General features: G+C 43.6%; 25 protein-coding genes. 3 read left to right on the forward strand and 22 right to left on the reverse strand.

What is annotated here, in order from left to right; genetic code table 11:
- Window positions 1–22: 22 nt before the first annotated feature.
- From AS888_RS21745 to murQ, 8 genes are all read right to left on the reverse strand, one after another.
- Window positions 23–919: an N-acetylglucosamine kinase gene (locus AS888_RS21745; protein ID WP_061144180.1), complete on the reverse strand. Its 897-nt coding sequence runs from the start codon at window positions 917–919 to the stop codon at window positions 23–25.
- Window positions 920–987: 68 nt separating this feature from the next.
- A complete protein-coding gene (locus AS888_RS21750) occupies window positions 988–2,073 on the reverse strand; it encodes a DUF871 domain-containing protein (protein ID WP_061144181.1) in 1,086 nt (361 codons plus the stop codon).
- Between the two features lie 20 nt (window positions 2,074–2,093).
- Window positions 2,094–2,423, reverse strand: coding sequence for a PTS lactose/cellobiose transporter subunit IIA (locus AS888_RS21755; RefSeq protein WP_061144182.1), 330 nt, complete (start codon window positions 2,421–2,423; stop codon window positions 2,094–2,096).
- Window positions 2,424–2,493: 70 nt separating this feature from the next.
- Entirely contained in the window at window positions 2,494–3,843 is a 1,350-nt protein-coding gene (locus tag AS888_RS21760) for a 6-phospho-beta-glucosidase (protein ID WP_061144183.1), read from the reverse strand.
- Between the two features lie 23 nt (window positions 3,844–3,866).
- On the reverse strand, window positions 3,867–4,151 hold the full coding sequence (locus tag AS888_RS21765) for a hypothetical protein (protein ID WP_061144184.1): 285 nt from the start codon (window positions 4,149–4,151) through the stop codon (window positions 3,867–3,869).
- Between the two features lie 74 nt (window positions 4,152–4,225).
- On the reverse strand, window positions 4,226–5,515 hold the full coding sequence (locus AS888_RS21770; RefSeq protein ID WP_061144185.1) for a PTS sugar transporter subunit IIC: 1,290 nt from the start codon (window positions 5,513–5,515) through the stop codon (window positions 4,226–4,228).
- A 51-nt stretch (window positions 5,516–5,566) separates the two neighbouring features.
- Window positions 5,567–5,872, reverse strand: a complete 306-nt coding sequence (locus AS888_RS21775) for a PTS sugar transporter subunit IIB (protein ID WP_061144186.1) — start codon at window positions 5,870–5,872, stop codon at window positions 5,567–5,569.
- Window positions 5,873–5,904: 32 nt separating this feature from the next.
- Window positions 5,905–6,798, reverse strand: coding sequence for an N-acetylmuramic acid 6-phosphate etherase (gene murQ, locus AS888_RS21780; RefSeq protein WP_260320332.1), 894 nt, complete (start codon window positions 6,796–6,798; stop codon window positions 5,905–5,907).
- A gap of 349 nt (window positions 6,799–7,147) precedes the next feature.
- Here murQ and AS888_RS21785 point away from each other — a divergent pair, with 349 nt between their 5' ends.
- A complete protein-coding gene (locus AS888_RS21785) occupies window positions 7,148–8,671 on the forward strand; it encodes a glycoside hydrolase family 10-like protein (RefSeq protein ID WP_061144418.1) in 1,524 nt (507 codons plus the stop codon).
- 44 nt (window positions 8,672–8,715) lie between these two features.
- Window positions 8,716–9,870, forward strand: coding sequence for an anhydro-N-acetylmuramic acid kinase AnmK (gene anmK / locus AS888_RS21790; protein ID WP_061144188.1), 1,155 nt, complete (start codon window positions 8,716–8,718; stop codon window positions 9,868–9,870).
- 390 nt (window positions 9,871–10,260) lie between these two features.
- Here anmK and AS888_RS21795 read toward each other — a convergent pair whose 3' ends face one another.
- From AS888_RS21795 to AS888_RS21840, 10 genes are all read right to left on the reverse strand, one after another.
- Window positions 10,261–11,142: a VOC family protein gene (locus tag AS888_RS21795; protein WP_061144189.1), complete on the reverse strand. Its 882-nt coding sequence runs from the start codon at window positions 11,140–11,142 to the stop codon at window positions 10,261–10,263.
- Window positions 11,143–11,342: 200 nt separating this feature from the next.
- A complete protein-coding gene (gene mhpA / locus AS888_RS21800) occupies window positions 11,343–12,935 on the reverse strand; it encodes a bifunctional 3-(3-hydroxy-phenyl)propionate/3-hydroxycinnamic acid hydroxylase MhpA (protein ID WP_061144190.1) in 1,593 nt (530 codons plus the stop codon).
- 149 nt (window positions 12,936–13,084) lie between these two features.
- Entirely contained in the window at window positions 13,085–14,071 is a 987-nt protein-coding gene (locus AS888_RS21805; protein ID WP_061144191.1) for a fumarylacetoacetate hydrolase family protein, read from the reverse strand.
- 55 nt (window positions 14,072–14,126) lie between these two features.
- The gene (locus tag AS888_RS21810) at window positions 14,127–14,843 is read right to left on the reverse strand and encodes a FadR/GntR family transcriptional regulator (RefSeq protein WP_061144192.1); all 717 of its coding nucleotides are present in this window, start codon (window positions 14,841–14,843) and stop codon (window positions 14,127–14,129) included.
- A 350-nt stretch (window positions 14,844–15,193) separates the two neighbouring features.
- On the reverse strand, window positions 15,194–16,615 hold the full coding sequence (locus AS888_RS21815; RefSeq protein ID WP_061144193.1) for an amino acid permease: 1,422 nt from the start codon (window positions 16,613–16,615) through the stop codon (window positions 15,194–15,196).
- Window positions 16,616–16,702: 87 nt separating this feature from the next.
- Window positions 16,703–17,941, reverse strand: a complete 1,239-nt coding sequence (locus AS888_RS21820; protein WP_061144194.1) for an amidohydrolase — start codon at window positions 17,939–17,941, stop codon at window positions 16,703–16,705.
- Window positions 17,942–17,984: 43 nt separating this feature from the next.
- Window positions 17,985–19,439 carry a YfcC family protein gene (locus AS888_RS21825; RefSeq protein ID WP_061144419.1) on the reverse strand — a complete coding sequence of 485 codons (1,455 nt, stop codon included), beginning with the start codon at window positions 19,437–19,439 and terminating at the stop codon, window positions 17,985–17,987.
- A gap of 84 nt (window positions 19,440–19,523) precedes the next feature.
- Window positions 19,524–21,140 carry a M20/M25/M40 family metallo-hydrolase gene (locus AS888_RS21830; RefSeq protein ID WP_061144195.1) on the reverse strand — a complete coding sequence of 539 codons (1,617 nt, stop codon included), beginning with the start codon at window positions 21,138–21,140 and terminating at the stop codon, window positions 19,524–19,526.
- A 70-nt stretch (window positions 21,141–21,210) separates the two neighbouring features.
- Entirely contained in the window at window positions 21,211–21,972 is a 762-nt protein-coding gene (locus AS888_RS21835; protein WP_061144196.1) for a dimethylarginine dimethylaminohydrolase family protein, read from the reverse strand.
- A gap of 21 nt (window positions 21,973–21,993) precedes the next feature.
- Entirely contained in the window at window positions 21,994–22,851 is an 858-nt protein-coding gene (locus AS888_RS21840) for a dimethylarginine dimethylaminohydrolase family protein (protein ID WP_061144197.1), read from the reverse strand.
- Between the two features lie 173 nt (window positions 22,852–23,024).
- Here AS888_RS21840 and AS888_RS21845 point away from each other — a divergent pair, with 173 nt between their 5' ends.
- Entirely contained in the window at window positions 23,025–23,765 is a 741-nt protein-coding gene (locus AS888_RS21845; RefSeq protein WP_061144198.1) for an IclR family transcriptional regulator, read from the forward strand.
- Between the two features lie 101 nt (window positions 23,766–23,866).
- On the opposite strand, the gene AS888_RS21850 is transcribed toward AS888_RS21845, so the two are convergent.
- The 4 genes from AS888_RS21850 to AS888_RS21865 all read right to left on the reverse strand — a co-directional run bounded on the left by AS888_RS21850 (window position 23,867) and on the right by AS888_RS21865 (window position 26,809).
- Complete coding sequence (locus AS888_RS21850) at window positions 23,867–24,115, reverse strand: biotin/lipoyl attachment domain-containing protein (protein WP_061144199.1); 249 nt, start codon at window positions 24,113–24,115, stop codon at window positions 23,867–23,869.
- A 16-nt stretch (window positions 24,116–24,131) separates the two neighbouring features.
- Window positions 24,132–24,422: an SAV0927 family protein gene (locus AS888_RS21855; protein WP_061144200.1), complete on the reverse strand. Its 291-nt coding sequence runs from the start codon at window positions 24,420–24,422 to the stop codon at window positions 24,132–24,134.
- A gap of 29 nt (window positions 24,423–24,451) precedes the next feature.
- Entirely contained in the window at window positions 24,452–25,729 is a 1,278-nt protein-coding gene (locus tag AS888_RS21860) for a Glu/Leu/Phe/Val family dehydrogenase (protein ID WP_061144201.1), read from the reverse strand.
- 378 nt (window positions 25,730–26,107) lie between these two features.
- Window positions 26,108–26,809, reverse strand: a complete 702-nt coding sequence (locus AS888_RS21865; protein WP_061144420.1) for an N-acetylmannosamine-6-phosphate 2-epimerase — start codon at window positions 26,807–26,809, stop codon at window positions 26,108–26,110.
- Window positions 26,810–26,811 lie beyond the last annotated feature (2 nt).

The raw sequence follows: 26,811 nt of genomic DNA on the forward strand, positions 1-26,811 counted from the left end.
TCATTGCTCCCTCGACCTTGTCTTAACTTATATGCTTCACCGCTATGTAATAACACCCCAACGTTGATGATACTTCATCCACGATAAAATTCACATCTGGTTTTTCAAGTTGGATATGTTCGATAAAGGAGCTTTGAACCAATCGGACTTGGGTCAGGATGCTGCCTTTCATTGCAATTGTAACATTCTCTCCAACATTTAACTTCCTGCAAACATCGAGGGCATTTTTTGCAAGGTGATATCCTGCCTGAATAAGTATTTTCTCTGAAATCTCATCGCTTGCCTCTGCTTGTTCGACAATCAATGGAACAAATGCGGCAATATCTGCCTTCGTCGCGGAATAGATGAATTTTTTCAAATCCCCTACACGTTGAAAGCCCAGTTTTGACAAAAGCGCTCCCGTTAATTGGCTCTGCTCCAGGCCTTCGTCATCTTCTTTTGTCATATTGATGAATGCCTTCATCGCAATCCAATAGCCACTGCCTTCGTCCCCAAGGAGATGTCCCCAGCCCCCAGCCTGCTCCACGGCACCATCATGGGTTCCGATACTTACAGCTCCTGTTCCTGAAATCGTCAAAACACCATCTTTTCCTTTCAATAAGGCAGCATGGGCGATAATTCCATCATTAACGATCGTAAAAGGGATATTGAACGCCTTCGTTAATGCACTTTTTATTCCTTGTGGGTTTTTCACCCCGCCATATCCAGCTAATCCTAAACAGATGTAAAGGCATTTTCCATTTTCAATCGGTGCCTTGCATTGTTCAATGGCCTGGATGATGTTCGTTATCGCATGTTCTTCATTTATGAGCAAATTACCATAGCCGGCTTTGCTTTCACTAATTATATTCCCCGCTACTCCATAGGCAACTGCTTCTGTTTTAGTGCCGCCGCCATCAACACCGATAATATAGTTCATATCATTCTCCTATTCATTAAAAAAAGGGAGGAATGTATACTGTTCCTTCCCTTTTCACCTTTAAACCATTAATTTGAACTGAATTGGAATTTACCCCATGGCTCCAAATGATCAAGCAGGAACACTTCCTCGTCTGCGATACGGCCCACTACGTTCGTTTTGCCTGAGTTCTTCATATCTTTCAACGCAATTTGCAATTCACCTTTATATTGTCCGTAGAGCTCATTTTCAATTAAAAGGTCACCGCGTTTAATATCAGGCGTGTAGGTTGGCTTAAACTCTTCATTCTTATACTTGACGCGTGATTGAGTCGAACGGATAAGATAATCGGACACATCTCCACGGTAAAAATGAAATTCTTCCAGGACGATTTTTTTCTCTAAATCCGTTATGGTTTCATGGAGATTTACATTGAATGTCAACAATCCACGATCGAGCATGCTAAGCTGTTTCAATTCCGCTTCCGATGCATAGGCATTTGCAATGATCACGTCATCTATCAATCCGGTTGCAAACAAGTGCTTCGCTTGAGTGGTAATGGCTAATTCCCGGTGCATTTCCAATGTACACAATCCCTCTGTTATGGGCCACGGTCCGTAAGTCGCCGCCTTTGAGCTTATGAAGGCTGCCGTGCGGATATTATGCTTTTTGAAAGATTCACAGCATTTTACAAAATGAGGGTAGCTCAATCCTGCATAGCGATGAGGATAGAAGTTGTGTGATCCGATCAAATTTTCTTTTTTCGGTTTATAATTCATGATATTTTCTAAATAATTCGTTGCATTGCTCATGTTTATTTCAATTTTCAAACCATATGGATTATGTGTCATGATCGACTCTTCATTACCTGTAAAGCCCATATCCAGCCTAATTCCATATGCACCCAGCTCAGCAAAAAATGAAAGATCGTCATAAGAAATCCCTAGAGTACCGAAGACCCGCGGCGCAATATCGACCATCACTTCCATATTCAATTGATTGGCATATACAATCGTTTCTTTGAATTCGTTCATGACCTTCTCTTTATCACCTTCGACTGAAAGCAGGCATGTAAAGATCTTTTTGAAACCGTACTTATGTGCAATAGCAATGTACTCGATATCTTTTGCAACGGTTGAATGTTCTGGATAGATGGAAATACCTAGTTTGCCCATTTGTCTCACCTCTTTCTTTATTACTGTTGCGGGGCTAATTTTTTGATGATCCGAATCATATGTTCAATCAGTTTTTGCTCACTCATCGCCGTCATTAAATGATCCTGTGCGTGGATCATCAACAAAGTCTTTTCACTGGGAACACCATTCAATTCGGCTTGAATTAATTTGGTTTGTGTCTTATGAGCCAAATTCAATTCTTCCTGACCTTGTTTTATTAGCTCTTCCGCCTTTTCAAAATTGAATTCTTCCGCTTCCGTCAATGCATCAAAGGCCAGTCCTCTGGCATTTCCACTATGTGAGATGATTTCAAAGATTTCCATTTCGTTATTGTTCAGTTCAGTTGACATATTTCTACACTCCTATTTATGTTAAAGTATGATCGGTATGTTTTCATGAAAAAAATTCAGTTGATTGGATTTATCCCTGTATGTCCGCCAAAGCCTTTTCATGGAAGAATTGTGGTAAGTATTCCTCATGTGCTTTCAACAGTTTTTGCAAAACCTCTTCAGCCAGGTCATCACTGGGAATCAGCGGATTAATGGTCAATGCGAGCAACGCTTTGTCATAGGAGCCTGTAACGGCTGCTTCCGCTCCTATTCTTTCGAATGATTTAATTTGCTGAATCAAGCCGAGTATTGGGACAGGCAGTTTTCCCATAGTCAGGGGGATTGGGCCATTTTTGGTGACGATACAGCTAACCTCGACAGCTGAATCGAAATCAACTTCGGCGAGCGCCCCTTTGTTTTGGACATTCAAAACTTGAATGTCCTTTTTATCATTATAAATGGACGAAATGACATTACACGCAGCATCGCTATAGTAAGCCCCGCCACGTTGCTCCAACTGCGGAGGCTTGACGGCAAGGGTTTCATCCTTGTATAGATCAAACAGTCCCTCTTCCAATGTTTTCACAATTTCAGCCCGGGTTTGCCCTGATTTGAACGCTGCCAACTCTTCTTCTAAAATCGTTTTTGTTTTGTAATAATAGCGATGGTATGGGCAAGGAACTACGCCTAATGATTTCAAGAACCTCCTGTTCCAAGGAAGCGGGGCAATATTCTTCATCGTCAGCTGAATTTCCGGATTAGCGAGCATTTCGAGCACCTCATCGGTCACTTCCCGATCATCAATGTATACATGAATCCCAAATACCATATGGTTCAGTCCCGCGAAGTCTATATGTACGCTCTCCCTATCAACACCCATCATTTTTGAAATCGACATATGCATATTAAATGGCACATTGCATACCCCGATGACTTTTTTATGGCTGCTGTAGCGGAGAAGTGCTTCCGTCACCATTCCGGCAGGGTTCGTGAAGTTAATTAGCCATGCATCCGGACACAGCTCCTGCATTTCTTCGGCGATTTCAAGGAGAACGGGTATCGTTCGCAAACCCTTAAACAAACCGCCAGCTCCATTCGTTTCCTGCCCTATCAATCCCAGTTCCAATGGGATGCGCTCATCTTTGACTCGTGCATCCAATAAACCGACTCTCATCTGCGTAGTGACAAAATCCGCATTTTTCAATGCTTGACGCCTGTCCAATGTTAAATGGATCTCCATGGGTACGCCCGCCTTTTTGACCATCCTCCTAGCCAACGTCCCAACGATCTCCAGCTTTTCCTTTCCAGCTTCGATGTCCACTAACCAAAGTTCTTTAATCGGCAGCTCATCAAAACGTTTAATGAAACCTTCTATTAATTCAGGTGTATAACTGGATCCGCCTCCAATCGTGGCTACCTTCAACCCTTTTGACACTTTCATTTACCCCTCACCACTTTCTACTTTTATGCATAGATGATTGCATGACATACAACGGCGCTGACTGCCAATAAAGACAAAAATAAGAGTGACGCCTGTTTCTTGTTTTTAAACTTACCTTCAACCAAACATATGACAATCGTCAATCCTGCACTGATCGCACATGTATTTCCTAAGTACAGTGATAATTGCTTATCCATTCCGAGGGCATCCATCAATGCGTTAAAGATAAAATTAAAAACAAGAATGAAACTGAAAAAGATAAATGCACTTTTGTAACTAAAAAAGTGAATTTTTGTTGTCGTATTCATCGTACTCCACCTTCTCCATCCTAATTAAAGGGAGTTTGGAGCATTCCGTTCCAAACTCCCTTTTTTGCTCTCACTTATAAAGCGATATTTTTGCTATCTGTTGTTTCTACCGTATTTTCTTGAGCCAAGAGTTTTTTATCGTACATTTTAAAGAATGGCAGATAAACAATTACAGAGATTGATAGATTGACCAGGACAAGAATGATCGCTCTCCAATCACCGCCTGTTGAAAGATAGGCGCCTATCGGAGCAGGCAATGTCCAAGGCACCATTACATATGTAGGGTTGACCAGCCCTATGGACGTTGCTATATAGGCAAGTGTCGCACCAATCAATGGAGTTATGATGAATGGGATGATCAAGATCGGATTTAGTACAATCGGCATCCCAAATATGACTGGTTCATTGATGTTAAAGATGCTTGGAACGATCGTTGCTTTCCCCATCGCTTTGCTATAGGTCGATTTTGCCGTTAACAGCATTGCAATGACCAGGCCGAGTGTTGCACCAGAGCCACCAATCCAAATAAACCATTGGAAGAATGTTTCAGGCGCTACATGCGGTATTGTCGATCCCGCTGCAACCGCTGCCGAGTTATTCGCTAAATACACTTCCCAAACCGGGCGAGCAACGGCGCCCACAACAGACACGCCATGAATGCCAAACGACCAGAAGAAAGTAATCAAAAACACTGGAATCAATACACCTGGTAAAGTGTCACCTGCACTGATTAGCGGTGCAACCGCTTTATCGACAAGGGAATGTAAATCGACTGCAAACACGACGGTAATGAACGTCATCACTAGCAGTACGATCGAAACCGGTATTAACGCTTCAAAGGAACGGGCCACGGATGTTGGAACCGAATCCGGCATTTTAATGGTGATGTTTTTCGTCTTGCATAGCCGTAAAACTTCAACTGCGAAAATGGATACAAGCATTCCCACAAATAGACCATGGCCACCGAGATTTGTCATGGGCAGCACAAACCCCACGTCATCCATCGTTTTTACACCGATTGTGAACAAGAAGGCAGCCAATGAGAGCAGGCCTCCTGATAGCGGATCAAGTTTATAGCTTTGGGATAAACTGTAGCCTATACCAAATGTAATATAAAGCGTCATGATGAACATCGTTAACCGATATGGAATTAAAATTTCTGCTATGTGCTTTGCAGACCATTCACCAATTGCCGAGTCTGCTGCGACAGGCGGGAAAGCGATGATTAAAAACAAACTCCCAAAGATGATGAATGGCAATGCAGAAACCACTCCATCCCGAATTGCCCGTAAATGTTTTTGCTCAGACAGTTTAGCCATCGGTGTTGAAAGATTATTTTCTAAAAACGCTACAAACTTGTCCATGGTTGTTTTCCCCTTTTACTTATGATAGATAAGAAGCTTTTTGGTGATTCATTATTTTACTAGTTCTGTTACTAGCTTTAAAAGCTTAGGACCGCCAAGCGGGCTGTAAGCTTGGGCAGGTATCGCTTCACATGGCACTCCCGCATCATCGGCGGATGCCTTGAAGCCGTCAAAACGATGCTTGACCTGAGGTGCCACCATGGCAACATCCCAGCCGTTCCGGACCTCTGAATCGAATTCTTGAGAGCCCACTGCTAACACTTCAATATTCATACCTTGTTTTTCGCCTTCCTTTTTTAAAGCGCTTACAACGATTGCGCTTGACATTCCACCTGAACATACGAATAATACCTTCATTATTAATTCCTCCCATTTTTTTTATAAAAAGCTTAAATCGTTTTTCTTATGAAACCTTTTCCGATTTCCAAACGGTTTGTCGCTTCTTCATATGAAACATTCGTTAAAATCATCACGATGGCAATTTTAGGCTGTGAATGTGCCTTTGCTAAATATTCATCTGCCACATCATAACTGCAGTCGGTGGCATCCATGATGATCCGTTTTGCCCGTTCGACCAGCTTTTCATTAGTCAACTGTAAATCCACCATTAAATTCCCATAGACTTTCCCGATGCCCACCATTGAAGCTGTGGAAAGCATGTTGCACACTAGTTTCTGGGATGTGCCCGCTTTCAATCGTGTAGAACCAGTCAGAACTTCAGGCCCGTTTACGACTTCGATGGCAACTTTGGCGATTTTCCCTATCTCTGAACCTTTGTTACAGCTTATCGATACCGTGCCTGCGCCAACTTGATTGGCATATTCAAGGCCGGCAATGACATATGGCGTTCGCCCGCTTGCGGCAATGCCGACAACAACGTCTTTGCTTGTTAATTCGATTTTCTTTAAATCCTCGGGTCCCAATTCAAAGCTGTCTTCAGCACCTTCAACCGCTTTGATGAAAGCCTTTTCTCCTCCTGCTATAAGACCCACCACTTCCCCGGGGTCAGTGTTGAAGGTAGGGGGACATTCCACGGCGTCCAATAAACCGATGCGTCCACTCGTTCCGGCACCCATATAGATCAATCTGCCCTTCGCATTCATTGCTGCAACGATCATATCCACGGCTTTTGAAATTTGCGGCAATTCCTTCTTAACGCATTGTGCAACTTTCATGTCTTCCTCGTTCATCACTTCTAAAAATTCAATCGTTTTCATTTCATCCAAACTCATGGTCTTTTCGTTACGACGTTCTGTCGTTAAATGCTCTAGCATGCCTATCATCCTTTTTATTTCTGTAGTGATGCTGTTGAATCTCTAAAAAGAATATAACATTACTAAAAATTAATTTCAATATCGTATATACATTTTTGAAAATTAATTTTAAAATAAGCATAATACCTCTATATTTTTATGAATTTCTGCATACTTTTAATATTTTCAGGCATTCCCTTTCATTTTTTAAGTGAATAGGTATATTCATTATTTGTTAACGCTTACAAATAATCATATAAAAATTACTAGCTGAAAAGAGGTTGTACGATTGATGAATGGAAGAATGACAAAAAGAAAACTAGGTTCATTGGCACTGACTGCTTTAGTGGGGGGATCGCTTCTCCTTCCCGCTGACTTGATGGCAGGTGCAGATGCTCACTCGCCATCTCCCAAAACGGCCCATGTTAAGCAGGAACTTCGTGCCACCTGGATTGCAAGCGTCCTAAACATCGACTGGCCATCGAAGCCCGGATTGACAGTTACGGCTCAGAAAGAAGAATTCATCAAGTATTTGGATGAGCAAAAAGCGATGGGGATGAATGCTGTCGTCATGCAGATCAAACCGACAGCCGATGCTTTTTATCCTTCCCGCTATGGACTTTGGTCACAATATTTAACAGGTGTACAAGGAAAGGATCCAGGGTACAATCCCCTTGCATTCATGATTGAGGAAGCCCACAAACGGAATATGGAATTTCACGCTTGGTTCAATCCTTATCGAATCACCATGCCTTTAGGAAAAACGGCTGAACTCTCTGACCTTGATAAACTACCGGAATCCCATCCTGCCAGAAAGCATCCAAATTGGGTCATCCCCTACGGACAGCAATTGTACTTTGATCCAGGCATCCCTGAAGTACAACAGTTCGTGATTGACGGTATTATGGAAGTTGTTAGGAAGTATGATATCGACGCGGTTCACATGGATGATTATTTCTACCCTTATAAGATTGCCGGCATACCTTTTCCAGATGATGACTCCTATCAAAGGTATGGCGCAGCTGAATTTTCGAATGTAGAAGATTGGCGCAGGGACAATGTTAACAATCTAGTTAAACATATTAATGAACAAATCAAGGCGGAAAAATCTTATGTGAAGTTTGGTATCAGTCCATTTGGCGTCTGGCGTAACAAAGCGGTTGATCCAACAGGCTCGGACACCGCTGCCGGGCAAACCAATTATGATGATTTATATGCGGATACACGAACATGGATCAATAATGGCTACATCGATTACATTGCGCCTCAATTATACTGGAACATAGGATTGCCCGTAGCCGACTATGCGAAGCTTCTTGATTGGTGGACAAAAGAAGTCAAAGGTAAAAATGTCCAGCTCTATATTGGACAGGCAGATTACAAAATCAATACGGAGTCCAACGGCGTGCAAAACTGGTTTGATCCGGAAGAACTGCCAAACCAGATAAAATTAAATCGATCTTTTAAAGAGTTCGATGGCAGCATGCATTTCAGTGCAAAAGATTTACGGAATAACCCCCTCGGGATAGCAGACCGTTTACGTGAAGACATTTACCGCCATCCTGCCTTGGTTCCATCGATGTCTTGGATAGATAATGAAGCGCCAAAAGCTCCTAAGGTTGGCAAGGCAAAGCAGAAGGGGGCCGAAATCCAATTCAAGATTCGCGACCACAAGCATTCAGATGCATCTTATTATGCCATTTATCGTTTTGATGGGAAGCATGAAGGAAATCTTGAGGATTCAACGAACTTACTGGCTACAGTCCACAAAGAAAAGGATGATCAATCGTTCAACGACCGTACCGTCGAAAAAGGAAAGACTTACACTTATGTAGTGACTGCCTTGGACCGTACCCACAATGAAAGCAAACAAACCAAGCAGATTAAAATAAAGGTAAGATAACATTCCTTGTTATGATAAAACTAGCAAAGATGGGTGGCATGAAAATGTACATAGTAGGATTAATGTCCGGAACCTCATTGGATGGCATCGATGCGGCACTTGTTCGTGTGAATGATAGCGGCCTGAAGACGGAAATTGAAATGATCGAATTCATCACCTACCCTTTTCCGAAAGCCGTGGAAGAAGAAATCGTTCAGTCTTTATCCGTTGATACATCCAATGTGCAATTGATTTGCAGTTTGAATTTCAAGTTAGGAAAATTATTTTCAGAGGCAACCAAGGAAGTTTGCAAGAAAGCCGGACTTCCCCTGGAGCACCTGGATCTAATAGGAAGCCATGGACAAACGATCTATCATCAGCCTTTGCGGGAAAAGAACCTGGTTCCGTCAACCCTTCAAATTGGGGAACCAGCCGTGATAGCTTACGATACGAATACACCAGTCATATCCAATTTCCGCACCATGGACATGGCCGCTGGCGGTCAGGGTGCCCCGCTCGTACCTTATACCGAATATGTTCTTTACAGAAGTGAAACGAAGGGGAGATTGCTTCAAAATATCGGGGGAATCGGAAATGTGACGGTGCTGCCCAAGCAAGCCACCCTCGAAGACATGTATGCCTTCGATACCGGTCCAGGCAATATGATCATTGATGAGGTATGCCGCCAGTTATTTCATAGGAAATATGATGAAGGCGGGAAAATGGCGAAGCAGGGGCAAATGAATGAAGAGCTATTAGCTTATTGCCTTAGCCACCCCTATATTATGAGCCAGCCACCAAAGTCGACAGGCAGGGAGCTGTTCGGCAAACAATATGTTGAAACCCTATTAAGGAAATTCAACACGCTTCCGGGCGAAGACATCTTAGCGACGGTAACGATGTTTACCGCCAAGTCCATCGTCGACAACTATCGAGCATTCATCCTGCCGAAAACCGACATAGAAGAAGTGATCATCGGCGGGGGCGGCAGCTACAATAACACGTTAATTGAAATGATCCGCTCATTGCTTGGAGATTCCATAACCGTCCTCACGCAGGAAGAACTCGGATACTCATCTGAAGCAAAAGAAGCCGTAGCATTTGCCTTGCTTGCAAACGAGACGTTTCATGGCAAACCAAGTAATGTCCCCTGCGCTACAGGTGCAAAAAAGGATGTCATCCTGGGGAACATCACCTTCCCCCCTTTAACAGGATATTGATTAAGAAGCTTACATTCTTAAAAATTCCCCTTGGAACTGAATCTTAGGGGAATTTTTTTAATGCGAGTCCGCTACTGTAGCATTTGAAATAGGCCAGGTGATAACCGCCTACACCATATCAGGTTCAGCTTTCCGGATGTCTGCAGCTTGTGTTCATTACCTGATGCTTGAAAACAAGAGGAGCCAACCCTCCAATTGGCTCCTACATAACATACTTTAAATTGAACTTCAGGCATTCATGGATTTCTCCTCCTGCCCCCTCCTAATCCATTAGATCACTGAGAATAAGCATCTGGAAAATGAAAAGTCCAATTCATGATCAGAGGTAGAGAAAAAGACTGCCCCATTCTGTTGCCGCTTTAACGATCGATCACCGCTCGCCCTATACTCTTAAACTTTTGCCAAATCCACTTCGAATTCAGTTCCCCATGAACTCAAACCTTCCCAAACTCTCGGCTTAAGCGGTAAATATTTATGCCATGGACGCGGCTCAAACATACCAAGTTCAGGGATGAATACATCAAGATCCGTGTAAAGCTCGATGATATTCCCATCTGGATCATGGTGGTATGAAGCAATGTTATGGCCAGCCGTATGGCGCGAAGGTCCCCAAAGTATCGGGCGGCCATGTTTCGCCAATACATCTGAACTGTTGCATTGATGACTAGCATCTTTCAGCTGGAAGGCAATATGATGCATTCTGGTCTCGTTGGATGCAACAATATTCAATACATGATGATCCGAATTACATGTTAAAAAGTTGCAAAAGTCTTCACCAATTTGATCTGTAAACCAGAAGCCTAATGATTCTTGGTAAAATTGAACCACTTCCTTGTGATTGTCCGCATAAAAAGCGATATGTCCAAGTTTCAGGGGAACGATACCCGAAGAACCATAGCCAACAGCTGAGTGTTCCATGTCCGTAAATAATTCAATGATATTTCCAGCAGGATCATTTAATTCAATGAGCGTGGCAATTCCAGGCTTTCCTTTTCTCAGTTTTGATGCGATGCCCTGTAATTGTAATTGTTCCTGTACTTCCTCCAAGCTCAGCTTGCCATCCAATTGATATCCATAGCTGCGAATGGCCGTTTTTTCAGCTGGTGTGATGATAATATTATGATGATCGAGACCGTTACTTAAATATGTAATGCCTGCTGTCTTTTCCGTGACCCGGTAACCCATTACATTTGTATAATAATTAATCATATCTTCTGGATTTTTCGTCATGAAATCTGCATATGCTAACCGAAAAACTTTTATTTTGGTCATCATTCATTCCTCCATTATCATTTGCTATATGAATAAACTTATAAGTCGGATTTCCAATATTCAGCTAATTCATTAATAATAGATCGATAGTTATGCTATACTTAATTCACGGATATGATTGGTCCTGCCTCCCACAGGCAATACCCAATCAACAAATCTTGACTAGATACATGCAGGGTGATGACACACCCTTTACTCTCTTATTGAGTGATGTATCTAGTGTTATCTGTCTTCCTATTCAGCTTTATTTGTCTCGAAAGATCATCGATCAAAATAGGCAGCCGATCGAATGACGAAACAGCACCAAATATATAAAAGTCCGGACGGACAATGACCGCTTTGAATCCGGTTTCATCAAAAAACTGTGCGTACTTCCCCTTTACATCCACTACAGCATCCCTGCTTATTTCTTGATTCGGAATAATGGTTATGAATCTTGTTCCCAGTTGCTCCATAAACTCTATCTGCCCACTCCCTAAAAACCTGCTTGCATCGTCAAGGAAACTTAAAACCTTCCATCCCTGTCCAACTGCATCGTCCAACAGGCTTGTCACGCCTTTGTAGGTCACTTCACTTTGCAACGACAACCGACCTGCATGCAATTCACTGGCTGCTTCATCGTTTTTATAAAGAATTCCGTCCGTCATGTTCGGGAATTCTGGAAATTCCGGTGCCTTTCCAGTTAAAAAGGCTTCGTCCCTTTCCTTCGCAGCTTCTGGATCGGTTACACAAATCATCTTGCCTAAAAATAGAGCGGCTTCAATAACCGCTTGTGTATGAGGTTTTCTTTCTGTGGTATACGTATCCAGGATGGCTTCATCAGCTACGCCGCGTAAAACAAGATCTAGCTTCCAAGCCAAATTCTTCGAATCACGAAGCCCTGAGCATAGTCCCTGCCCCATGAACGGTGGAGTCAAGTGAGCAGCATCGCCTGCTAACATAAGCCTTCCTTTTCGCCAGTCGTCCACCCACATTGCCCGAAATGTATAAACGGCATGCCGCTCCAAAATCGCATTATCAGCTGAAATATTCCACGGTTCCAGTAAACGCCAAGCGACTTCTTCATGATTAAGCTCTTCCTTTGTTTCATCAGGAAGAACCATGAATTCCCAACGCCTCCTTCCTGGTCCTCCAGAAACCACGGTTGTTGGTCGTGCTGGGTCACATAATTGCAGATTGCTAGGTTTCCACTCCCGTTCTTCTTTTGGGATGATATCCACCACGAGCCAGTCGGATTGAAATCCCAGATCGGTGAACGTATGGTCCATCTGTTTACGAACGAAACTATTGGATCCATCACATCCTACAACATACCGAGCTGTTACTTTTGTTTGTACACCCTGAAAATCTTTGACGATCAAATCCACCCTATCCTGATATTCAGAAAGTCCGACTGCCTCATATCCAAGATTGATGCTTACTGTAGATAGACTTTTGCACGATATATCCATTTTTCGTTCCAGTTCAGGTTGATTGAAAAACATATCCCGCGGCCATCCAGAGATGCCAAACTCCGACCAATCCAATTTTAAAAGGGCTTGATGATCCGCATTACACCACTCGTACATATCTTGAACTCTTTCGGAAATCGTTTTGATATCAATCGTAGGGATTACCGTTTGAAGGATCCTCGCTACTTCATGATCATAATGTACGGCTCTAGGTAATGAAAAGGCCTCTGGGAATCGTTCATACACACCCACTTTCCAGCCTTTTTGGCCAAGCAAGGCTGCTAACAATTTCCCTGCTGGACCATAACCGACGATCGCTACATCGAAAATCTCATTTTTCATAAAACATCCCCTTCCATCATTCATACCAATATCGTAAATCCGGATTGTAAGCGCATACAAATAATCGAGCTGTTTAACTTAAGCGAGGAATAAAGCTGGGATTGACCTCAAAACAAGGTACATGCACGATCCCAACCTTTTACATCCACTTAAGAATTTAGGAGACTAGCAACTTGACTTGGAATGACTGTATTAATCTGTTCGCCAAGGTCTATCTTCCCATCCTGGCTTTTGATTGTACAACGAATTACATCGCCATCCCGAAGGTATTTTGCGCTTGTTTTTTGATTCTCAACGAGCAAATCCAGTTTCTCTTGCCCAGGGACCGCCAGACTGGATACTTTACCCATGATTTCTGCTGAAAGATTTAGAGCGACCCCGCCTGTTGTTCCAGTAATGATCAAGTCTCCTTTTGATAAGTCCATGATTTCACTTAGCTCCGTTAATGTTTCTGCTGGCTTAAATAATAATTGATTCGTATTAGCAGACTGACGTAATTCGTCATTCACCCAAAGATTCACCTCTAAATCATGGATTAACGGGATTTCTTCTTCATCAAGCAGGTAAAGGTAAGGACCTGTGGGGCCGAATGTCCGATAGCTTTTCCCTTTTAACCATTGACCTTCGGGAAGCTGGATATCCCTTGCTGAGACATCATCCACAATGACTAAACCTGCCACATATCGATGAAGGTTCTTATCGGTAACATGGGCTGGCGCTGTAATATCCGTACCGATCACAAGACCAAGCTCTATTTCATAATCCAGCAATTTCACGTGCGCAGGACGAACGATTTCCGTGTAGGCCCCACAAAGGGAACTGTCCGCTTTACTAAAAATCATATTAAAGGGCGGACGTCCCGTTTCAAGCCCTGCCTCGGCACGATGTGTGGAATAGTTCGCCCCTTGGCAAACGATCCTCGCCGGTTTCGTAACCGGACTCAGGATATTCACTTCCTTTAATGAAACAAAATCGGCTGTTCCTTGCTTCATTATCCCACGAGCCTTCTCGGCCCCTTTCTCGAGAAATTCGGCCAGGGTGCCATATGCTTCATTAAGGACGAGGATTTTGTCTCCAGCAACAACCCCCCAGCTTGCTTTATTTTCTTTTTCGAATCTAACAACTTGTATACCCAACTCCATTACTCCTCTCTTTTAGAAAAATGATGATTAGCATGTATCATGGAGAACTTCATGATACATATATCTCTTCCAGCAACCGCTTGACACGTAAGATCAGGTCTGTCATTTTTTGACGTGCCAGGTCTTCATCACGTGCAAGCACGGCCTCATATATTGCCCGATGCCGATCCAACACTTCCTTTGTTGGAGAATCGAAGGTCGGATCTGCATATTCCTTCACCGCATGAAACGTTTTTTCACGGCTTATTATGAGCGCTTTATGCAGGGACTGGATGGTGCCGATCATTAAGTCGTTATAAGACGCGTGTAATATGCTTTGATGGAATTCAAAATCAGCCTTTGCCCAGGCTCTCTCGTCCCCGACAGATTGCTCAAGCTTTTCGAAGCATGCCTTGATCTTGACATGATCTTGGTCCGTTGCCCTTTTAGCTGCCAAGGCTGCTGCCATTGGTTCAAGCCCCAGCCGAACATCGGTCAAATGAAGGATAAAGTCACTATTGTTTTCATCTTCAATGATCCAGGTCAATACATCAATATCCCACCACTGCCACATGGCCCTTGGCAATACACTCGTTCCTGACCTTTGATTGGACCTTATAAGTTTACGGGTAGCCAACCCCTTAAGGGCTTCACGGACCACAGTTCGACTGACTCCATGCATTTCACTCAATACTTCAGCCTTTGGCAATATTTCGCCAGGAAGGTATTCTCCGTTCACGATTTTCCGTCCAAGCTCATGGACCAATTCTTCACTTCTATTTTGCATTGCCTGCATTGCCTCCCTTTCTTATACCTTTACCAACAGTATACATGGTAACGGGTCTTAAATGAGAATGGGAGTCATATCTCACGAAAATCCAGTAATCGTTTGCCTTTTCTTTATGACGAAAGAATCAACTTACCCATTACCAGCCTCCTTTGAATTTATAGGGAGAAAATAAATACTATTTATCTGTTTATTCTAATAAGTAGTATTTATTTAATCTTAAAGGGCTTCTATATAATTGTCAATCTATTTTATTTTGTTCTGACAGTACCCTGTGAGTACGGCAAAAGAACCTTTAATATGAAAAAATGACCCGTTCGCCATTTCTGCGAACGAGTCATTTCTCATGACTACATCAATTTCTCATTACCATTTTCCATTTGCATCGTTGACGGAATCTTCTTGGCCAATTTGAACTTATAGAATAAAAGGCAGGCTGCCAAAAATCCGATTCCGTAGAACAAGCCAACCCGTTGAGTCGGATCAAAAGCAAGGAATACTAATACCATTAAACAAAAGCCTAAGCAAAACAAAGGGACAAAAGGATAAAAAGGCACTTTGTATTGTAACTCCTCCGTTTTCCCGCCGGCTTTTATAAATTTCCTGCGGAACATATATTGTGATAAGGCAATCCCCATCCAGGAGATCGTAACGGAAATGCCCGCAATCGACATGAGCAAAACGAACACCGTATCAGCAGCCATGAAACTGGTCAATAACGATAATAGTGAAAAGATTATGGTGAATAAAAGGGCATTCAAAGGCACTTTCCTTTTGGATAATAAACCGAAAACCTTTGGTGCCATTCCATCATGGGCCATCGCCCAAAGCAATCGTGTTGAGGCATATAGACACGAATTCCCGACGGAAAGTATCGCTGTCAAAATGATGAAGTTCATGATGCCTGCTGCATAAGGTACCCCCGCTATCTTCATCAAGGTAACAAATGGACTTTCCAATAAGCCCAATTCCGACGAAGGGAATATCGCTGAAAGGATGATGATGGATGCAAGGTAAAAGACGATGATTCTAAAAAGGACATTGCGAATTGCCTTAGGGATGTTCTCTTCCGGTTTTTCACTCTCCCCCGCTGCGATTCCGATCAGTTCCGAGCCTTGATATGAGAATATGACATTCATCATGGTAACAAAGATAATCGTTATCCCCCCTGCTGGAAAAAGACCGGAAGGAGCAAGATTCTCAAAGAATGGGGTCGGACGATCCGATAAAGAGACGAAACCAAAGATGCCAGCGATTCCTATTAAGATGAACAAGATTACGGCAATGATTTTTATTCCGGAGAACCAATATTCAGCCTCTGCGAACCCTCTGGTCGTCAAGGCATTCAAGGAGAATAAAAGCAGAATGAACACCGCACACCATATCCAGGTGGGAACGTGGGGAAACCAGTGCTTCATTAAGATTCCTGCTGCTGTAAATTCAACACCCGCAGTTGCAGCCGAGCCGACGAAATACATCCAACCAAGTGAAAATCCGGCGGATGGCCCAATATATTCAGCCGCGTATTTTTGGAAGGAACCAGTAACCGGCATATGAACCGCCAGTTCTCCAAGACAGACCATGACCATATATAAAATGATACCGCCCGCTAAATAACCAATCAAAGCCCCTCCTGCACCTGCTTGATTAATGGTATAGCCTGCATTCAGAAAAAGGCCCGTACCGATTACGCCGCCAAGCGAAAGCATGAATAAATGGCGCCGCTTCATTGAGCGCTGCAGTTGATCATCTTTCTCCAGTCCATTCCCCATAATTTCCACGTCCTTATCTTATCAATTAACTATCTTCTCCCGGCTATCTAAAATTTTAATCCGGAGTGAATTCCGGACAGCCGCGATTCATTCGGCCATGTTACCCGTTTTTGGCTCACCCGCCATGCTTCCTTTAATGGATGGCTGCTGACCGCACAATTTATCGGCAATCCCGACAAAATATCTTACACCATACTCCAAGGCCCTTTCGTCGATTTTAAATTTAGGATGGTGTAAAGGGTAAGCTTTTCCCAACTCATCACTATGAACCCCAAGGAACTGCATGGAAGCTGGAACGATTTCTGAAAACGCCGAAAAATCTTCCGTTCCAAACATCGGATCATCGACCACAATGATCTGTTTTTCTTCAAAAATCTCTCCCATGACCGTTCGCGAAATATCAACGGCAGCCTTATCATTCACTACGGCTGGATAACCTAAATGCCAAGTTAATTCGTATCTTGCTCCATGAGCCTCGGTAACACCTTTGACGATTTGCTCCAAGTACTCCCTAGCCTTCACTCGGCTATCGGAGTGTAAGGAGCGAATCGTACCGCCGATTTCAGCATATTCCGGAATGACATTGAGCGCACTTCCAGCATGAAACTGAGTGATTGAAATGACGGGTGCCCTAAGGGCGGAAATCTTTCTGGAGACGATGTTTTGAATATTGGTTGTCATTTCTGCACCGATCATTAGCGGGTCGATCGTCAATTCAGGGGTCGAAGCATGTCCGCCCTGACCAATGATCTTGATTTCAAAGTCATCTGCTGCTGCACAGAACACTCCGTCCCTTAAACATATCGTCCCTGTTCTTTCATAAGGAGTAACATGAAGGGCAAATGCAAAATCGACTCCTTCCATGACCCCTTTTTTCACCAACTCTTGAGCTCCCCCTGGCAAAACCTCTTCGGCGTGCTGGAAAATGAACCTGATTTCCCCATTGATGGCTGCTTTTTTTTCAGAAAGGATTTTGGCCGCACCCAATAACATCGCTGCATGCGCATCATGTCCGCATGCATGCATGACGCCAGGATTTCTTGATTTACATTCCAATTCTGTTTCCTCTTCGATCGGAAGAGCATCAATATCTGCACGAAATGCGATGATATTCTGTTTTTGCGCCGCAGCCTTGTCTCCTTTGAGAACCGCCATGACGCTTGTCTTGGTCGGCCTAGTCACTTCTAATCCTGAAAGGGCGCTTAATATCGTGTAGATATATTCTGAAGTCTCGTGCTCCTCGTACGAGAGTTCAGGGTTTTCGTGAAAATGGCGTCTCCACGAAATCACCTCATCAACCATCGTCTCCTGTACATGCTTCAACATAAAAGGCCTCCTTGATTGTTAATTTGGAAAATTCTGATATTATTTAAAAAGGACCATATTGAATGCTTTGGGCAATGATTAAAAAAATTATCGCCACGGCAATCTGGATGATAAGGAAAGGAAGCACCCATTTCACCCATTTCGTAAATGAGATTCCCGCTACGGCAAGACCGGCCAAAAGCACTCCAGACGTTGGGAATATCATATTCGATATCCCGTCCCCCAATTGGAAAGCCAATACGGCAGTTTGTCTTGTCACTCCCATTATATCCGCCAACGGCGCCATAATCGGCATCGTCAATGCTGCTTGGCCGCTACCGGACGGAACGATGAAGTTAAGGAACATTTGCACAATGAACATTCCAAGTGCATTGATGGCGGGCGGTAGATGCTCGACCATTCCTGCCGCATAATATAAAATCGTATCCAGCAGGCCGCCGCTTGTAATGATGACCAAGATCGTCTGCGCAACCCCTATAATCAATGCCCCCGAAACCATATCGCCCGCTCCTGAGATAAAGCCATTGGCCATCTTGGATGCTGATAAGCCCCCGATCATTCCCATGATGATCGCGCTCAATAAGAACAACCCGCCAATTTCGCTTATATACCAGCCTAGTTTAATGACACCATAGATTAATAGTATGAAATTCAGCAATAAGACGAATAAAGCCATGGAATGTCGTATACTCATCTTGAAGTCTTCATCAACCATCGTATGATCTTCACGCCTGAATTTACCGTATTCACCTAATTCAGGATTTCGTTTCACTTTCATGGCATGAAAATATATATATAAAACGGTGATGACGTAAAACACAGCAAGGATTGCAATTCTCAACCCCATTCCCGAATACATGGGCAGTTCCGCAATGCTTTGGGCGACCCCAACATTGAATGGATTGGTGATTCCGGAAATAAATCCCGTTGCCAAGGTTCCTAGGATGACGATCGCAAACCCCGTGAGGGCGTCGAAGCCCAAGGCAATCGTCATCGGAACGATGATCGCGATATAGACGAGCGCATCTTCAGCTGAACCTATCAATGTCCCTAATGATGCGAAAATCAATACCATCAACGGAATAAGCAATTTTTCTTTTGTCCCGAATCGGACCGCCACGAATTTGATGAATGAATCAAGTGCCCCTGTTGCCTGCATGATTCCAAGTGCCCCTCCAAATAAAAAGACAAACAAGATGATCGATGACCCTTCGATCATTCCAGCGTGAATGCTGCTGAACATTTGCAATAGCCCTACTGGTTTTGAATCGATAAATTCAAAGGACGTTGGATCGACGACACTTCGACCATCTTGTTCAATCCTCTCATATTGGCCAGCAGGCAATATGTAGGTTAATATCGTCACAATTACGATGACGATGAACATTAACACAAAAGGGTTGATTCCTTTTTCCGGTAACTCGGATAGTTGGTTCGGCACATTATTTTTAGGATTAAGCGGCTCGGATGTGATTTGCTCGTTTGGTAGGTTATCCATATTTGACCCTCCCATATATTTTCTCCTTTATGAGCTGCAACTTGGACCTTTTATCAAAGTAATCCTTGCTTTTTCTGCTGGGGATCAATGCGCATCCTTGACTTTGATCATGCTCTTTATTAACACTTCCAGCATGAGAGGCGTATGAATGAAGGCACTATCGATATGAAGCCGCTCAGTTCGCTGGTGTGCATCCTTTCCGAACGGACCTACATTGAGCACCGGCGCCTGAAGTTTTAGCATATCGGCAAAAGGAATGCTGTAACTATCCCCCCAAACTGGCGTGTTCTTCTCAAAAGCGGTCCAGCCATCCGATTCATCTTTATATTGGACATAGCTCAGGTCACAAAGACCATTGAAATAATGAACCTGGCTGATTTCTTCATTAAACAATTGCGCCGTTTCCTTTAATAGTTTAACGGACTCGATGACAAGCGGATCACTTGATGTATTGACGGCAGGATAATACGGCGGCGCAAACAGCAATACAATGGCAGGTGCAAGCTCCTGGCATTGTATCATCAGTTTTTCTACGATCCGCAGTGATTTTTCCCGCTCATCCCAATCCCCATTTGCCTGGACCTCTCCTTTAATTTGCTCAACAAGATTCGCCCCGAATTTCCCCACGGCATAGGATAGGAGTTTTTCGTAGCGAAGCACCTGAACTTCACCTACCCCTTCAATCCGTTCACGAATGCATAAGGCCTTATAGGACTCATTGCACCTGATCGCCGCTTCCTCTGCAACCTTCTCGAAAATATCCATGATTTCCCCAGCGCTTCTCTTCATGATGAAAACATTATAAAGCGCTGCTGCGCGGTAAGGCGTTTGTGTTGAATACTGCAATTTGAGATCTTTTTGCTGAAGCGATACTGGCAAAGGTGTTTTTTCCGAGAAATCGCTTTCCAAAAAAGAAGTGTTCCACTCCATTAGCTGTGTAAGGAACGAGGCCATATAGTTAGCTGTCATCCCCTTCAATGGCTCTCCCACATGTGTTTCCTTTCCATAAAAAAGCGCTGCCGGCATGATTTTCCCCATCGTTCCCGAGTAAATATAATGGGTCTCGTCTCCAGGTTTCTGTGAAAAAGATGGTTCACTATTGAGAAACATCTTATATGAAAGACGATACTTATCACGCAGCGCAACAAGCTCCTTGACTGCCGCCCTCATGCCAGCAGAATTGACTTCTTCGTCTGGAACGGTCAGCAGTAAAAGATTGACCGGCCACTTTTCGATGCTTGCTTTTTCGATGAGGGCCATGTGTAGGGCTAGCCCCATTTTCATATCCATCGTTCCACGCCCAAACAGGTAGTTACCCGATTCGAGGTCGATGCGCGCCTCTTCCGGCAGATCATCTTTTCGATCAAGGAGTTTTTTCGTGAGCTGTTCCGGCTGAAAGGCCAGCATCTCGAGATCACCATATTCCTCCGTCTGTACCGTATCGAAATGACTTATCAAAACAATTGTCTCGTCCGCTTCAGGATGCTTATAAAAAGCATGGACGAAATGCCTTCCCATATCCACTTCATGAAGTGATAAATTGGCAGGATTCTTCTTAAAAAAATCAAGATCGCCTAATTTCTCCTGGACTTTATAAGGAAACGTGATTTCACCTTCTGTAAGCGTCCTGCTTTCCCAGCTCACAAGCTCACATAGTAATGCACGCAGTTTTTCCGGAGTTCCCCATCTTAATTGGACCATTGAAATCCCTCTTTCCGTTTGTCATCAAATGCAAGGAAGCATGGAGGCATGCTTCCTTCATTCACCTTTATTAGAAGCGAAGCGATAAACAGCTCAATCCGCCATCCTGCTTCCGGAACTCTGACATTTCCAGCTCGATCGTTTTATATCCAGCTTCATTCAATTTACTTTTCGTCTGATCATATCCGCTAGGGATAATGACATAATCATTGACGAGAATGCAGTTCGCCGAGTATTCATCTTCAGCTGAAACGATGATTTTCTTATATTGGGCAAAGTCTGGATGTTCGATGAACTCCCCAGCCGCAACGATCAAATCATCTCCTAGGTAGGCAATTCCCGTTTTTAAATGGAAGAACTCTTTTAACGGAACAATCGTCCCTTTATAGCCTTCGGATTCTACGATTCTCTTTAACTGCTGTGCACCTTCCTCATTTGTACGCTCGGAAATGCCAATATAAAAATGGTCATTGACTTGAAGCACATCTCCCCCATCTAAAGTTCCCGGAGCATGTATATGGTGAATGGTTTCATGAAACTCCTTCAAGACGGGTTCCATTTCCACTATTTCCTTGTTTCTGGTAGCATCCCCCGGATTCGTTATGACCGCAAATTCAGGGGTAATGACAGCCGTATCTTCTACGAATGTCGAATCTGGAAACTCCTCATTTGCCGGGAGGTGCGTCACCTCGACCCCGCATTTTTCCAATGCTTCCACATAAGCGGCATGCTGTTCCAATGCTATATCATAGTCGGGCGTACCCAGGTCCGATGTTGTTAATCCATTTACATAACTTCTACCTGGTGTTTTTACGATGACATGTTTATACAAAGCTCATTCCCCCATTATTCACTATTTTTTTCGAACTACCGGGCAAGTTAAACAGGTAGGCCCGCCCGTGCCCTTATAACTGATTTCAGTTCCTTTATATTCATATACCGTGGCTTTCGCATCGAGAAGCTTTTGCTTCGTATATTCATTCCCGGCAGTCATTACACAAACCCGCGGAGCTAATGCAAGCACATTGCAGCCAAGATTCATGTACTCTTCTTCCGGTACCTCTATTAGCTGAACTCCCCGTTCAATGAGGAGTTTTCTGAAGTAGACTGGCATGAGCCGTGAATGAACGACAGCCAAATCATGGTCAATCATGCTAATGAAAGACATGAGGTGAAGACACTCTGCCTCCCCTTGATCATGGGGAAGCTGGACTACGATGAATTCATCCACTAAATGGGCCGTCATTTCTTTTAATTGCCTAATTGCCTCGGCGTTTGTCCGGTAACCATGTCCTACAACTAGAGTCCTATCATCAAGCCAAACCAAATCACCGCCATCCGCGACCGCATCACCCGTTAGTTCGCCTATGATCGGGATGTTATTTTCCATGCAAAAATGCTTGTATACAGCGGCCTCTGGCTGCCTGAGTTTTTTCCCCGACTTTAAAAGGATCGCTCCTTCGCTTGTGAACTTGACAGGGTCATGCGCGTACAGGGAGTCAATGCCCACTTCCTTCGATGCTGGCAAGTAACTGATGTCGGGAACATACTTCTCCAAAATGGAAATGAAATCAGCAAACTCTCTTGCGGCTTCTTTTAAATCCGGCTCTTCGGAAAAATTGAATCTTTGCCATTCATCACTTAAATGCGCCTGACTAATGAACGCATCATTCGGATGTTTTACAATGACACGTTGCAAAGATTTGTACATTGATGAACAATATGACACTTCCTCTCCTCCTTTTCCACTATGCGGAAAACATTTCCGTTAATAGGAATTTTTATTAAATTATAAAATTTTTTATGGTATAATGTCAATATGTTTTAAATATTCAAATAATATAATCTTCATGACTTCTGTATGGAAAGATAGGTGGAATGTTTATGCAATCGATTGACCGTGCGATGAATGTCATTAACGTATTAGTTTCCAATTCATCGGTAAATGGGCTTGCCATTACGGATCTCTCCCAAGAATGTGAGCTTCCGGTAAGTTCCATGCACCGCTTGTTAAAAGCCATGTCCAAGCACGGCCTCATTCAACAAGATGAGCAATCCAAACACTATGGTTTGGGGAATATTTGGCTCGAATATGGCCTGAGGATGTATGACAAAATGGATTATATCAGTCAAATCAGGCCAGAGCTGGAAAGGCTGATGAATAGGGTGAAAGAAAGTGTCTACCTTAGCCAGCCAATGGAAATGGAGTCCCTCATCATCGAACGTATCGATAGTGAAAAAAGCCAAATTCGCGTATATGATCAGCTCGGCTCACGGATCCCGATGCATATCGGTGCCGCCAATAAGGCAATGCTAGCCTACATGCCATATATCCAAGCGAACGAAATCATAGATGCTCTTGTTCCTGAAGATGAAAGAGCCGCATTATGGGATATCTTGAAAGAAACGAAAGTAAGAGGATATGGCATCAGCCACAATGAAAGAACGGAAGGAACCTCTTCTGTGGCCGTTCCGATCTTAAACCATTTCGGGGAAGTGCATGGGGCAGTGAGTATCGGATTTGTCAGCTTTAATCTGACAGAGGACAGACTGGATTTCCTCATTCAACATGTGATGGAAACAGGCAGTCGGATTTCTTCCAAATTAGGATATAGGGGACCATGACCATTCCACCCCATCGATCGCTGTCCCTAACCAGAGAGCTGGGAAGGATTTCGGAAAAACAAAAAAAGAAGATGAGTCATTTCATCTTCTTTCGCTTATCATTAATCGCTGCCGGTCACGAATAAGTCTTCTTTAAAATAAGCAAGGACCTCCCCTGTCACCACTTCTTCCCCCTCCATTACCTCCAATGATTGTATTTCCCCGCTGACGCCAATTTCTATGATCTCCACACTCCCATCCGCTTTCTTGATTTGAAATAGTTGTTCCCATTCGTAAAATCTGGAATTTTCGGATAGTGAAATTTTTTCAAGCGTACCTTCACACGGGCTAAGAATCACATCAATGTACATGGCACTATTCCTCCTTTTAGTATTGTTCCAAATTAAATGGGGATTGCAGGACTAACTTAAGAAAATCCTGGAATTCAGGAATATCTTCTTGTTCGATGCCAAGCGTCTGGACCCAATTTTGATCCAAAGGAATATCGCCGGCACACATCAGGATCATTCTTCCGTTTTGCAAGGAGGTTACCATCGCTTTACCGAAGAACTGCGCCGAATATACAATGGTCACATCATAACGATAATTTTTGGACAATAGGCAATAATGATGGATCGCTTGATTTTCTTTATTTTCGGAAAGAATGTCAAAGTTCAATGGATAGCCCCCTATCTTATTTCATCATTTTAGTACCTGACCCAGCCACGAAGCCGGGAAGCTTCCGCGATCTTGCGTATCCCTTCAATATAAGCAGCAACTTTCATATTCACCGAAAATTTTTGTGAGGTATGATGGACATTCAAAAAGCTCTCTGCCATCTTTTCCTTCAATCGTTCATCCACAAGTTCTTCCGTCCAGTAATATCCTTGATTGTTTTGGCACCATTCAAAATATGAAACGATCACTCCCCCTGAATTGGCCAGAATATCGGGTACCAAAACAATCTCTTTTTCATCAAGAATTTTGATTGCTTCTTTTGTTGTCGGCCCGTTCGCTGCTTCGATCAAGATTTTACATTGCACTCGTTCGGCATTTCCTTTATGGACCACCCCGCTAATTGCCGCAGGAATCAGCACATCGCATTCCTTCTCCAATATGTCGGAATTCGATAATGAATCGTTGAATAAATTGGAGACGACACCGAAAGAGTCCCTGTTCTCCAAAAGGTACGGAATATCCAACCCGTTTGGGTCATAAATTCCCCCAAGCTCATCCGCTATCCCGACCACCTTTGCCCCCCATTCATGCAAATACATTGCCAAATGGCTGCCAACATTCCCGAATCCCTGGATGATCACGCGCAAGCCTTCAATGGGAATTCCCTCTAATTCACAGACCATTTGAAGGGTATATAACACGCCCTTGGAGGTAGCTGTTTCCCGTCCCTTCGATCCGCCTAATGTCAGCGGCTTACCGGTAATGAAGCCGGGTGAATCGAATTCCCTGATATGATCGTACTCATCGAGCATCCACGCCATGATTTGGGAATTCGTATACATATCCGGTGCAGGAATATCCTTCGTCGGTCCCACTATCTGGCTGACTGCCCTGACGTACCCTCTGCTTAATCGTTCTAGCTCAGACGAACTCATCAATCTGGTATCACAGACAATACCGCCCTTAGCCCCTCCATATGGAAGATCCGTAATTCCACATTTCAAGCTCATCCATCCCGCCAACGCCTTAACCTCGTCAGGTGTGACTTGCGGATGAAACCGAATCCCGCCTTTCGTCGGTCCGGTCGCATCATTATGCTGGGCACGGTATCCTTGGAACATCCGCGTTTCACCATTATCCATTTGTATGGAAATGCTGACTTCCAAAAAGCGCATCGGCGTTTTCAAAAATTGATATACAGAATCTGGATACCCTAAAACAAGAACCGCTTCTTTTAAAATATCCTGGAACTCTTGCAGCGGATTGTCACTTTGACGGGTTTCCATCAGCTTTGTTTTGCCTGTCATTTTAGCACCTCACTTTTATTCTTATTAAACTAGTAAGCAACTTTCATGCCAGCTTTAAAAACTTGTGTAAACGGCCATAAATCGTGAGGTTGCCTTCATCGCCGGTGAACGTAACTTTTTCTTGGGTATGTATGAATTCATAAGCCATTCAGGTCTGCATATTATGAAACTGCAAGGAACAGGACATCCATAGGCTACTTTACAAACTCCATATCTGGATGATTACTTTAGTAGAAATATTGGACTAGTTGGCAGCTGATGTATGCAAAAAACACAAAAGGGCACGCATGCACGCCCTTTTCACTTGACCTAAGAAAACTTTCTTTGCATTTGTGCGAAGAAGACCTACACCGCCATATAGATCGGTTTTGGAAGCTTCTATTTCTCAGCCAGCAGCTTCAATTCATCCACGAACCATTTCGTGATAATTTCCGGACGAGTAATGGCCGTTCCAACCACGACAGCGAAGGCACCGCTTTCAATGGCTTTTCGAGCATGATCCTTCGTGTGAATATGACCTTCAGCAATGATGGGGATATTACATGCAGAAGAGAGTTTATGAATAAGAACATAATCGACTTCCTTCACGTTTTTCGTTTCCTCCGTATATCCACACAATGTCGTTGATACGATATCCGCTCCCAGTTCTTCTGCGATCTGCCCATCTTCAAAAGTCGCACAATCTGCCATCACTAAAATATTGGGATGGTCACTATTGATTTTTTTTATGATGCTTTCAAGCGTTTCACCCCCAGGTCGCCTTCGTTGGGTGCCATCAAGGGCTACAATGCTGGCACCAGCCTCAATGATGCTTTTAGCACTTTCATAGGTCGGAGTGATATAAACCTCGCTTTCATCAAACCATTGTTTGTGAATCCCCATGATAGGCAAGGTCGTTACCTTCCTGATCGCTTCGATATTTTCAGGCGCGTTTGCCCTTATTCCAACGGCGCCTCCTTTTTCAGCAGCCTTGCTTAACGCGCCCATGATATTCGCCCCATACATGGGCCAGCCTACCCTTGCCTGGCACGACACAATCAATCCATTTTTGATCTTGTTCAATACGTTTTTTTTACCCATCT

Source organism: Peribacillus simplex, from assembly GCF_001542915.1.
Taxonomy (GTDB): domain Bacteria; phylum Bacillota; class Bacilli; order Bacillales; family DSM-1321; genus Peribacillus; species Peribacillus simplex_B.